General features: G+C 68.5%; 12 protein-coding genes and 1 tRNA gene. 6 read left to right on the forward strand and 7 right to left on the reverse strand.

The genetic code is table 11. The features are described 5' to 3' along the window. Genes dnaJ through dnaK form a run of 3 tightly spaced genes read right to left on the reverse strand, consistent with a single transcriptional unit; the run spans position 1 to position 3,782 of the window. Complete coding sequence (gene dnaJ / locus BN1555_RS15280; RefSeq protein ID WP_093799899.1) at positions 1 to 1,185, reverse strand: molecular chaperone DnaJ; 1,185 nt, start codon at positions 1,183 to 1,185, stop codon at positions 1 to 3. Between the two features lie 51 nt (positions 1,186 to 1,236). Beyond that, positions 1,237 to 1,914: a nucleotide exchange factor GrpE gene (gene grpE, locus BN1555_RS15285; protein ID WP_093799900.1), complete on the reverse strand. Its 678-nt coding sequence runs from the start codon at positions 1,912 to 1,914 to the stop codon at positions 1,237 to 1,239. Further along, complete coding sequence (dnaK, locus tag BN1555_RS15290) at positions 1,911 to 3,782, reverse strand: molecular chaperone DnaK (protein WP_093799901.1); 1,872 nt, start codon at positions 3,780 to 3,782, stop codon at positions 1,911 to 1,913. Before dnaK ends, grpE begins: the two co-directional genes overlap by 4 nt. A gap of 180 nt (positions 3,783 to 3,962) precedes the next feature. On the opposite strand from dnaK, the gene BN1555_RS15295 reads away from it, so the two are divergent. The 4 genes from BN1555_RS15295 (at position 3,963) to BN1555_RS15310 (ending at position 8,734) form a co-directional block, all read left to right on the forward strand. Next, complete coding sequence (locus BN1555_RS15295; RefSeq protein WP_093799902.1) at positions 3,963 to 4,454, forward strand: sugar transferase; 492 nt, start codon at positions 3,963 to 3,965, stop codon at positions 4,452 to 4,454. A gap of 140 nt (positions 4,455 to 4,594) precedes the next feature. After that, entirely contained in the window at positions 4,595 to 6,862 is a 2,268-nt protein-coding gene (locus tag BN1555_RS15300) for a (Fe-S)-binding protein (RefSeq protein ID WP_093799903.1), read from the forward strand. Positions 6,863 to 7,475: 613 nt separating this feature from the next. Then, a complete protein-coding gene (locus tag BN1555_RS15305; protein WP_093799904.1) occupies positions 7,476 to 7,733 on the forward strand; it encodes a hypothetical protein in 258 nt (85 codons plus the stop codon). An 83-nt stretch (positions 7,734 to 7,816) separates the two neighbouring features. Continuing rightward, complete coding sequence (locus BN1555_RS15310; RefSeq protein ID WP_093799905.1) at positions 7,817 to 8,734, forward strand: Yip1 family protein; 918 nt, start codon at positions 7,817 to 7,819, stop codon at positions 8,732 to 8,734. Positions 8,735 to 8,824: 90 nt separating this feature from the next. Here BN1555_RS15310 and BN1555_RS15315 read toward each other — a convergent pair whose 3' ends face one another. Next, positions 8,825 to 9,328, reverse strand: coding sequence for a phosphoribosyltransferase (locus tag BN1555_RS15315; RefSeq protein ID WP_093799906.1), 504 nt, complete (start codon positions 9,326 to 9,328; stop codon positions 8,825 to 8,827). Positions 9,329 to 9,336: 8 nt separating this feature from the next. Then, complete coding sequence (gene dcd, locus BN1555_RS15320; RefSeq protein WP_093799907.1) at positions 9,337 to 9,912, reverse strand: dCTP deaminase; 576 nt, start codon at positions 9,910 to 9,912, stop codon at positions 9,337 to 9,339. A 421-nt stretch (positions 9,913 to 10,333) separates the two neighbouring features. Here dcd and BN1555_RS15325 point away from each other — a divergent pair. Continuing rightward, positions 10,334 to 10,407, forward strand: a tRNA-Gly gene (locus tag BN1555_RS15325). A 448-nt stretch (positions 10,408 to 10,855) separates the two neighbouring features. Beyond that, a complete protein-coding gene (locus BN1555_RS15330; protein WP_093799908.1) occupies positions 10,856 to 12,277 on the forward strand; it encodes an ATP-binding protein in 1,422 nt (473 codons plus the stop codon). A gap of 316 nt (positions 12,278 to 12,593) precedes the next feature. On the opposite strand, the gene BN1555_RS15335 is transcribed toward BN1555_RS15330, so the two are convergent. Further along, positions 12,594 to 13,061, reverse strand: coding sequence for a PIN domain-containing protein (locus BN1555_RS15335; RefSeq protein WP_093799909.1), 468 nt, complete (start codon positions 13,059 to 13,061; stop codon positions 12,594 to 12,596). Further along, on the reverse strand, positions 13,058 to 13,318 hold the full coding sequence (locus BN1555_RS15340; RefSeq protein WP_093803419.1) for a ribbon-helix-helix domain-containing protein: 261 nt from the start codon (positions 13,316 to 13,318) through the stop codon (positions 13,058 to 13,060). Before BN1555_RS15340 ends, BN1555_RS15335 begins: the two co-directional genes overlap by 4 nt. Positions 13,319 to 13,612 lie beyond the last annotated feature (294 nt).

Raw genomic sequence — 13,612 nt, forward strand, 5'->3', positions numbered from 1 at the left:
TCATGCTCCCTTCGCGGCCTGGAACAGCTCCGCCCGCGGGTCCTCCCCCGCGGTCGCCTCACGGTAGGACTCCAGTGCCTGGCGGGCCTTGTCGTCAAGGCTCTTGGGCACTTCGACCTCCACGGTGACCAGCAGGTCGCCGCGGGTGCCGTCCTTGCGGACCGCGCCCTTGCCGCGGGCGCGCATCGTGCGACCGCCCGGCGTACCGGCCGGCAGCTTGAGGGTGACCGGCGGCCCGCCCAGCGTCGGGACCTTCACCTCGCCGCCGAGCGCCGCCTCCACGAAGGTGACGGGCACGGTGACGGTGAGGTTGTCGCCCTTGCGGCCGAAGACGGGGTGCGGGTCCACGTGGACCACGACGTACAGGTCGCCGGCCGGACCGCCCCGTTCACCGGGACTGCCCTTGCCGCGCAGCCGGATCCGCTGGCCGTCGGAGACACCCGCCGGGATGCGGACCTGCATGGTGCGCGAGGACTTGGCGCGGCCGCTGCCCTTGCACACGTCGCAGGGGTCCTGGGCGATGAGCCCGCGGCCCCGGCAGTCGACGCACGGGTCGGTGAGCGAGAAGCCGCCACCGCCACCGCGCGACACCTGTCCCGTACCGACGCAGGTCGGGCACACGCGGGGCGTGCCGTTCTTGTCGCCGGTGCCGGAACACGCCTTGCAGGGTGCCTGGCTGGACATCCGGAGCGGGACCGTGGCCCCGTCGACCGCCTCGGTGAAGCTGAGCGTCACCTCGGACTCGATGTCCTGGCCGCGGCGCGGCTGCGTCCGCGCACCCGGACCGGCACCCCGGTTGAACAGGCCCCCGAACACGTCCCCGAGGCCGCCGCCGAACCCGCCGGCACCGCCGGTCTGGGCCCCGCCCTGGGCGCCTCCGAAGAGGTCGCCCAGGTCGAAGTTGAAGGTGCCGCCACCGGCGCCCGGGCCCGGACGGAATCCGCCGTTCCCGAACAGAGCACGCGCTTCGTCGTACTCCTTGCGCCGCTTGGGGTCGCCGAGGACGTCGTTCGCCTCGGAGATCTCCTTGAAGCGGTCCTCCGCCTTGGCGTCGCCCTTGTTGGCGTCCGGGTGGAACTCGCGGGCGAGCTTCCGGTACGCCTTCTTGATCTCGGCCTCGGTGGCGTCCTTCGGGACGCCGAGAACCTTGTAGTAGTCCTTCTCGACGAAGTCCTTCGTGCTCATCCCCGACGTCCCTCCTTCCTGCCGTTACGACATGTACTGCTCCTGGTCACGTCAGCCCTCTTCCGGGCCACCGCTCTCCTCGTCCGGCGCCTTGGCCGCGGGCTCGTCCGCCTTGGCGGGCGCGGCACCGGGCTGGGGCTCGGCCACCGCGACCCGCGCGGGACGGATGGTCCGCTCGCCGATCCGGTAGCCCGGCTGCAGGATCGCGACGCACGTCGTCTCCTCGACGTCCGGTGCGTACGAGTGCATCAGGGCCTCGTGGATCGTCGGGTCGAAGGGCTCGCCCTCCTTGCCGAACTGCTGCAGGCCCATCTTGGCGGCGACCGTCTCCAGCGATTCGGCCACCGACTTGAACCCGCCCACCAGCTCGCCGTGCTCACGGGCGCGGCCGATGTCGTCGAGGGTCGGGAGGAGCTCGCTCAGGAGGTTCGCGACGGCGATCTCCTTGACCGTGACCCGGTCCCGCTCCACGCGGCGACGGTAGTTCTGGTACTCCGCCTGGAGCCGCTGGAGGTCCGCGGTGCGCTCGTTGAGCGCCATGCGTACCTGGTCCAGCTGCGCCGTCAGAGCTACGTCCTGTACGTCCCCGGCCGGGGCTGCCGGGCCCGACTCCTCGGTGGAGTCGGCCCCTGCCTTCTCGGGCACGGCAGCCTGCGGTTCGGCGTCTTCGGGAGTGGCGCCTGAGGGGACGTCGGGCTTCTCCTCGAAGCCCGGAGTCTCCTCGGTCATGCGGCGCCTCCCTGCCGGCCGGCGTCCTTCTCGTCGTCGACGATCTCGGCGTCGACGACGTCGTCGTCCGCCTTGGCCTGCTCGGCGCCGGGAGCGTCGCCGCCCGCGGCCTGAGCGCCCTCGGCGTTGGCGTACATGGCCTGGCCCAGCTTCTGGGAGACGGCCGCGACCTTCTCCGTCGCCGTGCGGATCTCGGCGGTGTTGTCGCCCTCGGCGGACTCGCCCTTGAGCTTGTCCTTCAGCTCGGTGACGGCGGTCTCGACCTCGGTCTTCACGTCACCCGGGACCTTGTCCTCGTTGTCCTTGAGGAACTTCTCCGTCTGGTAGACGAGCTGCTCGGCCTGGTTGCGCGTCTCGGCGGCCTCGCGGCGCCTGTGGTCCTCGTCCGCGTACTTCTCGGCCTCTTCGCGCATCCGGTTGACCTCGTCCTTCGGCAGCGAGGAGCCACCGGTGACGGTCATCTTCTGCTCCTTGCCCGTGCCGAGGTCCTTCGCGGCGACGTGCATGATGCCGTTGGCGTCGATGTCGAAGGCGACCTCGATCTGCGGGACGCCGCGCGGAGCCGGCGGCAGACCGGTCAGCTCGAACATGCCGAGCTTCTTGTTGTACGCCGCGATCTCGCGCTCGCCCTGGTAGACCTGGATCTGCACCGACGGCTGGTTGTCCTCGGCCGTCGTGAAGATCTCGGACCGCTTGGTCGGGATCGTGGTGTTGCGCTCGATGAGCTTGGTCATGATGCCGCCCTTGGTCTCGATACCGAGGGACAGGGGCGTGACGTCGAGGAGCAGGACGTCCTTGACCTCACCCTTGAGGACACCGGCCTGGAGCGAGGCGCCGATGGCGACGACCTCGTCCGGGTTCACACCCTTGTTGGCGTCCTGGCCGCCCGTGAGCTCCTTGACGAGCTCGGCGACGGCCGGCATGCGGGTCGAGCCGCCGACGAGAACGACGTGGTCGATCTCGGAGAGCTGGATGCCCGCGTCCTTGATGACGTTGTGGAACGGCGTCTTGCAGCGGTCCAGCAGGTCGGCGGTCAGCTGCTGGAACTGCGAGCGCGTGAGCTTCTCGTCCAGGTGCAGCGGGCCCTCGGCCGACGCGGTGATGTAGGGGAGGTTGATCGACGTCTCGGTGGAGGACGACAGCTCGATCTTCGCCTTCTCCGCGGCCTCGCGGAGACGCTGGAGCGCCATCTTGTCCTTGGAGAGGTCCACGCCGTGGCCGGAGTGGAACTGCTTCACGAGGTAGTCGACGACGCGCTGGTCCCAGTCGTCACCACCGAGGTGGTTGTCACCGTTGGTGGCCTTCACCTCGACGACGCCGTCGCCGATCTCCAGCAGCGAGACGTCGAAGGTGCCGCCACCGAGGTCGAAGACGAGGATCGTCTGGTCGTCCTTGTCGAGGCCGTACGCCAGGGCGGCGGCGGTCGGCTCGTTGACGATGCGCAGGACGTTCAGGCCCGCGATCTCGCCGGCCTCCTTCGTCGCCTGACGCTCGGAGTCGTTGAAGTACGCCGGGACGGTGATGACCGCGTCGGCCACCTTCTCGCCCAGGTACGCCTCGGCGTCGCGCTTCAGCTTCTGCAGGATGAAGGCGCTCATCTGCTGCGGGTTGAACTTCTTGCCGTCGAGCTCGATGTTCCAGTCGGTGCCCATGTGGCGCTTGACCGACCGGATCGTCCTGTCGACGTTGGTGACCGCCTGGCGCTTGGCAACCTCGCCTACCAGCACTTCACCGTTCTTCGCGAAAGCGACGACGGACGGCGTGGTCCTGGCCCCTTCGGCGTTGGTGATGACGGTGGGCTCGCCGCCCTCCAGAACGCTGACGACGGAGTTGGTGGTGCCCAGGTCGATGCCGACCGCACGTGCCATTTCGATTCCTCCAGCTGACTTGAGTGGAACAGACTCAAGGATGCATGACGGATCCCGCCGCGTCAACAGACCTGAGTCTTGGAGACTCAATTCTTATGCCGCCATTATGGGCAGGCGCACGGCACGCCGCCACTCGATGGAGTGCGATCTCGGGACGAAAAGCATGAAAAAGTACACCACATGCCCGCGAAGCGGATCTTCGACCTGACGGTCGCCCCCGTCCTGCTGCTGCTCGCCCTCCCCGTCCTGCTCCTCACCGCCGCGGCCGCGGCCGTAACGTCGCCGGGCCCGGTTCTCGTACGCCGGACCCGCACCGGCCTGGCCGGGCGCCCCTTCGGCCTGCTGACGCTCCGCACCGATCACCGCACCGCGACCGGCCGGCTGCTGCGCCGGTCGCGCCTCGACCTGCTCCCCCACCTGTTCCACGTGGTACGGGGGGAGATGTCCCTGGTCGGACCGTGCGCGCTGCCCCCGGGCCATCCGTCGGCCACCCGGGTACGCCTGCTGGTGCGGCCGGGCATCACCGGCCTGTGGCAGATCAGAGGGCGGCCGGGCCTGCCGTGGGAGGAGATGGAGATACTGGATCTGCACTACATCGAGCACCACTGGCTCGGCCTCGATCTGGCGATCCTCGCCCGCACCCCCGCGGCGGTCCTCGCCGCCCGGGGCTGAGGGAACCCTTACGCGACACAGATCACCGCTTGCGCAACTACAGTGCGGCGGCATAAGTGGGTACGCTCAGCACGGACTGATTAAGTTACCGCTTAGTAATCCCATAAAATCCCACCCTCGCACGCCCGAGGAGCCCCCTCATGCAACTCGCCGCGATCATCGTGTCGTTGGTCCTGACCGTGGTCGGCGTTGCGCTCATCGCCCGAGCCGTCGCGCAGATCTACCGGTTCGTCAAGCTGGGCCAGCCCGTCCCCGCGGGCAGCCGCACCGGCAACCCGAAGCAGCGCACGATCACCCTGGCCAAGGAATTCCTCGGCCACAGCCGGATGAACAAGTGGGGGATCGTCGGCGTCGCGCACTGGTTCGTCGCGATCGGCTTCCTGACGCTGCCGCCGACCCTCGCCCAGGCGTACGGTCAGCTCTTCCAGGCGGACTGGGTGCTGCCGGTCGTCGGCGGCTTCCTGCCGTTCGAGATGTACATCGAGTTCATCGGCCTGATGACGGTGGTGGGCATCGTCGTCCTGATGGCGATCCGGCTGCTCAACCTGCCCTCCCGGGCCGGCCGCAAGTCGCGTTTCGCGGGCTCCAAGGCCTGGCAGGCGTACTTCGTCGAGTACATCATCCTGACGATCGGCCTGGCGATCCTGGTGCTGCGCGGCCTCGAAGGCGCGATCCACCACGTCGACGGCTACGGCCCCGCGTACTTCGTCTCGTACCCGCTCGTCCTGGCCTTCGACGGCCTGAGCGTCTCCACCCTCCAGACGCTGATCTACTTCACCGCGATGATCAAGATCGGCACCTCCCTGATCTGGATGATCACGGTCTCGCTCAACACCAACATGGGTGTGGCGTGGCACCGCTTCCTCGCCTTCCCCAACATCTGGTTCAAGCGTGAGGACGACGGTTCCGTCGCCCTGGGCGCGCTCCGGCCGATGACCAGCGGCGGCAAGGAGATCGACTTCGAGGACCCGGGCGAGGACGACACCTTCGGCGTCAGCCAGGTCGAGCAGTTCTCGTGGAAGGGCATCCTCGACTTCTCCACCTGCACCGAGTGCGGCCGCTGCCAGTCGCAGTGCCCCGCCTGGAACACCGGCAAGCCGCTCTCCCCCAAGCTCCTCGTCATGTCGCTGCGCGACCACGCGCACGCCAAGGCGCCGTACCTGCTCGCGGGCGGCGGCAAGACCACGGAGGGCGACGAGAAGGCGACGGCCGAGCAGCTGAAGGACGTGCCCGCGTCCGCGCTGGCCGAGGCCGAGCGGCCGCTGATCGGGACGCTGGAGGAGAACGGCGTCATCGACCCGGACGTGCTGTGGTCCTGCACCACCTGCGGCGCCTGTGTCGAGCAGTGCCCGGTCGACATCGAGCACATCGACCACATCGTCGACATGCGCCGCTACCAGGTGATGATCGAGTCCGCCTTCCCGTCCGAGGCCGGCACGATGCTCAAGAACCTGGAGAAGAAGGGCAACCCCTGGGGGCTGGCCAAGAAGCAGCGCGTCGAGTGGACCAAGGAGGTCGATTTCGAGGTGCCGATCGTCGGCAAGACGATCGAGGACCTGTCCGAGGTCGAGTACCTGTACTGGGTCGGCTGCGCGGGCGCCCTGGAGGACCGGGCCAAGAAGACCACCAAGGCCTTCGCCGAGCTGCTCCACATGGCGGGCGTCAAGTTCGCGATCATGGGCGGCGACGAGAAGTGCACCGGTGACTCCGCCCGCCGCCTGGGCAACGAGCCGCTGTTCCAGCAGCTCGGCCAGGAGAACGTCGCGATGCTGAACATGGCGTACGGCGAAGACGACGAAGACCCGTCGACCCGCAAGCCCAAGTCGTCGAAGAAGATCGTCGCGACCTGCCCGCACTGCTTCAACACGATCGCGAACGAGTACCCGCAGCTGGGCGGCGAGTTCGAGGTCATCCACCACACGCAGCTGCTCCAGCACCTCATCGACGAGGGCAAGCTGGTCCCCGTCACCCCGGTCGAGGGCCTCATCACGTACCACGACCCGTGCTACCTGGGCCGCCACAACAAGGTCTACACACCCCCGCGCGAGATCATGTCGGCCGTCCCGGGCCTGCGCCAGCAGGAGATGCACCGCCACAAGGAGCGCGGCTTCTGCTGCGGCGCCGGCGGCGCGCGGATGTGGATGGAGGAGCGGATCGGCAAGCGCATCAACACCGAGCGCGTCGACGAGGCCCTGTCCCTCAACCCGGACATCGTCTCGACGGCCTGCCCGTTCTGCCTGGTCATGCTCACCGACTCGGTCAACGGCAAGAAGAACGACGGCACCGCGAAGGAATCCCTCCAGGTCGTGGACGTGGCGCAGTTGCTCCTCGACTCGGTGAAGACCCCGGCCGACCCGTCCGGTACGGAAGAGCCCGAGCCGGCCCCGGATCAGCAGCCCGTTCCGTAACCGCCTCCCGCACACCGACGGCCGGTCCCGCCTTCCCGGTGGGGCCGGCCGTCGGCGTACGGGGCGCGCCGCCACAGACTCCTCGGGCATTCACTCGGGCCCCGTGCAACTCTCCTGCCCCACCGATGGTCTCCTCTGCGCCGCACACCTCATGTCTGCACCGGCGACCCGGCGCGAACACGGGCGTGACGCACCCCAGCGAACGGATGCCCCGCGCATCCCGGCATGCCGCAGGAGAACCCCGCATGCACCAGAGGCTCCGCACCGCCCTGGCCACCGCCGCCGTGGCCGCCTCCGCCCCGGCCGGTGGCAACGGGTCCGGCGCGGCCTCCGGCCGCTGATCCGTACGTACGCGGCGCACGTGACCGCACATGACGTACGCGCGCCGGACGGCACAGGACCTCCACCGGCCGACAACCGGTGTCCTGTGCCGTCCGGACCGGTCCGTCGCCTCAACGCGACGGCCGAAAGCGAGCATCACGTGCCGGCCGACAACTCGCGGTACGGACGAGGTGGGCCGTGCGACCAGGGATCCCGGTGACAGCGGTGAGCTGCGCGGTACCGCCGGCAGCGGCTCCCCGGGCACCCGGGCGGTACGTACACCTGCAAGGCGGTGAAGCCGCGGCCCGCGGGCGACCTCCCGGCGGGCGAGGAGCCGGTCGTCACCGGCGTCCCGCGCCACGCGGACTTCGACGGCGGCAAGAAGGCGGACACGGTGGTGCGTACGCACCGGGGCGGGACGGCGGACCTGATCGCACTGCACCCCTCGGCCCCTCGGTCGCCGAGGGCCGCGTCACCTTCTCCACGGCGGTCCTCTCCAGCGGCCGGCGCTGCCCCGTACGGCCCTCCGGCCTCCCCCGAGACCCCCTAGGGGATGTCACAGCTCGGCCGCAAAGCCGGGCCTGTTGCCGCAGGCCCGGCATGCCACCCATCCGGACCAGGTACGTTCGATTCGTGGCTGGATTCAGGATCGGACGCGGCCGGGACAACCGCACCCCGCAACAACAACCGCAGCGGCAACCGCAGCAACGGCAGCAACAGCCGTACGGGCAGCAGGCAGCACCGCCTCAGGCCCCGTACGGCCAGCAGCAGTGGCCGCAGGCACCGCAGTACGGCGGACAGCACGGCGAGCCCGAATACTTCGGCGACCCGCACCCGCACCCGGGCCACGCCCAGGGCGGTCACGGCAGCCACGGCGCTCCCGCCGGAGGTGACCCGTACGCCAACAGCAACAACAATCCGGGGCACACCCAGGCGTTCAGCATCGGCGAGGACCCGTACGGCGACGGCAGCACCTACCACGCCGGCGACAGCCCCGCCCCGCCCGCGGGCCCGCGCCTGCACTGGAAGCAGCTGCTGAGCGGCATGGTGCTGCGCCCGGGACCGACGTTCTGGCAGATGCGCGACTACCCGGTCTGGGGCCCGGCCCTGGCCGTGACGTTCCTCTACGGGCTGCTCGCGATCTTCGGCTTCGACAAGGCCCGCGAAGAGGTCATCAACGCGACCCTGTCCAACGCCATCCCGTACGTCCTCACCACCGGTGTCGCGGTGGTCGTCTGCGGTCTGATCCTGGGCGCGGTGACGCACACCCTCGCCCGCCAGCTCGGCGGCACCGGTTCCTGGCAGCCGACCGTCGGCCTCTCGATGCTGATCATGTCCCTGTCGGACGCCCCGCGCCTGGTCTTCGCGCTGTTCCTGGGCGGCGAGAACGGGCTGGTCCAGGTGCTCGGCTGGGTGACCTGGCTGGCGGCGGGCGCCCTGTTCACCTCGATGGTGAGCAAGTCGCACGACCTGCCGTGGCAGAAGGCCCTGGGCGCGTCCGCGATCCAGCTGGTGGCGCTGTTGTCCCTGATCAAGCTGGGCACGATCTGACGCACCACGCACGGCAACGGAGGAAGGGCCCCGGCGCGACACCGCGCCGGGGCCCTTCCCACTTCTCCGCTTCTCCGCTTCTCCGCGGTGTCAGGCGTCGAGGACCTGTCCCGCCCGGCGGATCACCGGCGGAGCGACCGACCAGGGGAAGTTGATCCACTCGTCGGTGCGCTTCCATACGTACTCGCACTTCACGAGCGAGTGCGCCTTCTCGTAGATGACCGCGCTGCGCACCTCCGCCACATGATCGAGGCAGAAGTCGTGCACGAGCTTGAGCGTCTTGCCCGTGTCCGCCACGTCGTCGGCGATCAGCACCTTCTTGTTGCTGAAGTCGATCACGTTCGGCACGGGCGCCAGCATCACCGGCATCTCCAGGGTCGTACCGACCCCGGTGTAGAACTCGACGTTGACCAGGTGGATGTTCTTGACGTCGAGCGCGTACGCCAGCCCGCCCGCCACGAAGACCCCGCCGCGCGCGATGCTCAGCACGATGTCGGGCTCGTACCCGTCATCGGCGATGGTCTGCGCGAGTTCGCGCACCGCGTTGCCGAACCCCTCGTAGGTCAGGTTCTCCCGCACGTCACTCTTACCCATACCCGGTATCACACCTGCGTCCGATGGAAGTTGAGGAAGGACCGCGAGGCCGTCGGCCCGCGCTGTCCCTGATAACGCGACCCGTACCGCTCGGAGCCGTACGGGAACTCGGTGGGCGAACTCAGCTGGAACATGCACAGCTGCCCGATCTTCATACCGGGCCACAGCTTGATCGGCAACGTCGCCAGATTCGACAGTTCGAGCGTCACGTGCCCGGAGAATCCGGGGTCGATGAACCCGGCGGTCGAGTGCGTGACGAGCCCGAGCCGTCCGAGCGAGCTCTTGCCCTCCAGCCGCGACGCGAGATTGTCCGGCAGCGTGATCGTCTCGTACGTCGACGCCAGCACGAACTCACCGGGGTGCAGGATGAACGCCTCGTCCCCCTCCGGCTCCACCTCCCGCGTCAGATCCGACTGCTCCACAGCCGGGTCGATATGCGGGTAACGGTGATTCTCGAACACCCGGAAGTAGCGGTCGAGCCGCACGTCGATGCTCGAGGGCTGCACCATGGATTCGTCGTACGGATCAATACGCACGCGTCCGGCGTCGATCTCGGCCCGGATGTCCTTGTCTGAGAGAAGCACGCCCCGAGGATACGCAGAACGCGCGGGCCCGCCCCAATCGAACGGTCCCGCGCGCCCCTCACTCCCTGCGCTAACGCCGCTCCAGCACCACCGGCACGGCATTCCGCAGCCGGGCACAGCGCGGACAGCGGATGAGCCGTCCCGGCCCGATCCGGCCGGCTCCGAGCCGCTGCAGTGGGAACGATGCGGTGCTGAACACATGCCCTTCGGCACAACGGACGACGGTGGGCTCCATCAAGTCCCTTCCCCAACAAAGCCTGGACGATAACGCCACATTAGGGGATGAAGAGGACGCCCCTCCAGGCGGCACTCCGCCCTCCGAGGTACGCCCCCACCCGAACACGAAAACCGCCACCACAGACACGGGGCCGGGGGTGGGGTACACTGTCCGACGACGCGGTGCCGATCAACGGCCCGCCGCGCGGGTGTAGTTTAATGGTAGAACATGAGCTTCCCAAGCTCAGAGCGCGAGTTCGATTCTCGTCACCCGCTCCATACAGAAACCCCAGGCCGGCGGCCCGGGGTTTTCTTGCTGTTCAGACCGGTCTGACCATTCCGTACCGCCTCCGCGCCTTGACCCTCTTCCCGCTGTTCAGCGCCCTTCCACCCGAGCGGCAACGGGCCATCACGCCCCGAGCCTGGCTTCAGGCCACATCTCCAAGGCGAGTCCGGTCTGGCGCGTCGACATGCGTCGACTGCCGGTGGCGCGCGGATGCAGCCCTGCCACGCACGCCACCCGGCGCCCGCCACTGACGTCGATCGACCCTGGGCGCCGACAAGTCGGCGTGCCAGAACACGGGCCCACCGTATGCAAGCCGGCCTTGATCTCCTCCCAGTCCCACGGGCGTCGGCACCAGCCGCACAGGAAGCATTGCATTTATGCAACTTTCATTCAGGAAAGTAGCCTGTCTGCAGGGAATGAACGATCGGCGAGGTGGAACCTGTGAACGGATTCGTTGGGCGTCGTACGGAGCTCGGCCTTCTGGATGACCTACTGACCCCTGTACGGACCGGCGGACGCAGCGGGCGGCCCGGACGCGCCGTACTGATCCGAGGGCGGCGGCGCGTCGGCAAGTCCCGGCTCGTGGAGGAATTCCTGGAACGCTCCGGGCTTCCTCATGTCTTCTTCACCGCAGTCGGCGGCTCGAAGGCCGAGGATCTGGCAGGCTTCGCCGCCGAGCTCGCCGCCTCTCCGCTCCCCGACGCCGGACGGGTCGCGGACTTCGCCACCCCGCAGACCTGGGACGCGGCTTTGAGCCTGCTTGCCAGCGTCCTGCCTCCGGCCACACTCAGCGTGGTCGTGCTCGACGAGATGCCCTACCTCGTACGCGATGACCCCACTTTCGAGGGCGCGCTACAGAAGGCATTCGATCGGACATTGTCCAAGCTCCCCGTACTGCTCGTCCTCATCGGCTCGGACATCGCGATGATGGAGCAGCTGAACACCTACGGTCGCCCCTTCTACCAGCGCGGCACCGAGATGGTCGTACCTCCGCTCAATCCGGCCGAGGTCGCCGCCATGCTCGACCTCCCGGCGGCTGAAGCGTTCGACGCCTTTCTCGTCTCCGGCGGCCTCCCGCTCATCCTTGAGGAATGGCCTCCAGGCGCCACTCTCTGGGACTACCTGGAACAGGCACTGGTCCGTCCGACATCCGCCCTCCTCGTCAGTGGCGAGCGCACTCTGGCCGCCGAATTCCCCACCGAGGCGCAGGCCCGCACCGTACTGAGCGCCATCGGACACGGGGAACGCACCTTCACCCTCATCGGCCGGGCAGCCGGCGACCTCAATCCAGGCTCCGTGAAACGATCCCTGGAACTCCTCACCAGCCGACGCATGGTGGCGGCCGACCTTCCCCTGTCCACCAGGCCGAGCCGTGAGAGCCGCTACCACGTCGCCGATCCGTACCTGCGCTTCTGGCTCTCCTTCATCGGGCCCGGCATCCCCATGATCGAGCGCGGGCGTGGAGACCGTGTACTCGAGTCGATCCGCACCAGTTGGACGTCCTGGCGGGGCCGCGCCGTCGAACCTGTGATCCGCGAGGCCCTGTGGCGTCTGACCGACGACCGGCTGCCTGAGGCCACCCACGTGATCGGCGGCTACTGGACCCGCACCAACGACCCCGAAATCGACCTCGTCGGCGCCGACCGCTCCCCCATCGCCAAGAAGATCACCTTCGTCGGATCCATCAAGTGGCTGGAGAGCAAGCCCTTCGACAACCGCGACCTCGCCCGCCTCGTCACCCACCGCTCACAACTGCCCGGCACCGACGACTCCACCCCCCTGCTCGCCGTCGCCCGCAGCGGAAGCAGCGCCAACGGCATCCTCAACCTCACCCCCGACGACCTCATCACCGCTTGGGCGTGACACACCAAGGGCCGCTCCCCGGCAGTAACCGCGTTCGTGCCCCCATCCGTGCCCTTCGGAGCGGACAGCAGCGGACAAGTACGGCTACCAGAGGCCGCACCGACCTTGCCCGCACCCACCAAACGTGCAGGCCAGAGCAGCTTCGTCTTCTCAAGAACCGTTGATTCCCAAGCTCAGAGCGCGAGTTCGACTCTCGTCACCCGCTCCAAGCAAAAGCCCCAGGCCAGCGGCCCGGGGCTTCTTTGTTGTCTGGAGCGGCTCAGGCGTAGCGCACCCTCCGAGCCCCTCCTGCGGACTCCAAGCCCCGCGGAAAGCGTCAGTTGGCGCCCCCGGGCCCCGTCCGGAGGGGCAAGTCGTCGGGCAGGACTCGGAACGTTTTGTGGCGGCCGAGAGGGCGGACGGCACGGAAGTCGCGTCGGTCCAGGGTGAGAATCGCATCGGTGTCGTAGTCGGCCGCCAGGGCCACATTCACCGCGTCAGCCAGGTCGAGATCGAGTCCCGAGTAGCGGGCACGGACGGATTGGGCAACGCCCAGGCGTTCTTCGGTGATCTCGGGTACGGAGACCCGGCCGCGGCGCATCCAGCCCCGGATGTCCTCGATCGCGCTCACCGCGGCCTCGCGGCCGAGTTCCCGGGCAGCCACATGATCGAGTTCGGCCAGCAGCAGCGGGGACATGACGAGCAGCCCGGCGGCCATGATCGCTTCCTGGGCCGCCCCACCCTCCGGGTGCGTCGAATCGAGGGCGGCCAGCAGGCCGGACGTATCGGCGATGACGACGATCACGCGGCGGTCCCGGGATCCCTCTCGCGCCGGACGGCGTCGGCGACGGCGTCACGCACGTCGTCTTTGCGAAGGGTGCGCCCCGGGCCGGGGAAGGTACGGGAGAACAGCGGCTCGTCCCACACCCGGTTGGCCATCGCGGCGAGATGGATGCCCTGCCTGATGATCTCAGCCTCGCTTACACCCCGGCGCTTGGCCGCTTCCTTGATGATCGCGAGGTCTTCCGGGTCGGCGTAGACGTTGGTGCGCTTCATCGACATGTACCAACCGTAGTCCATGTACCAGAGTGATGTATGCCTGGGCGTGCCGATCAAGGCTCCACGAGCCGGAGACGCCGCACGAAGACCGACGACCTCGCGGGTGCCGCCCGCGCGATGAAGACGTACTTCGTGACCGGTTCCCCACCGCCCAGCCGTGCCCCGTCCGCGCCCTTCGCCCTTTCAAGCGGAACAAGCAGGTCAGAGGTGTTTCGGTGGGGCAAGCGACGTTGCTTCCCAAGCTCAGAGCGCGAGTTCGATTCTCGTCACCCGCTCCGGACCGAAGCCCCGGGCCGG

The organism is Streptomyces sp. Wb2n-11 (genome assembly GCF_001049855.1).
GTDB lineage: Bacteria > Actinomycetota > Actinomycetes > Streptomycetales > Streptomycetaceae > Streptomyces > Streptomyces altiplanensis.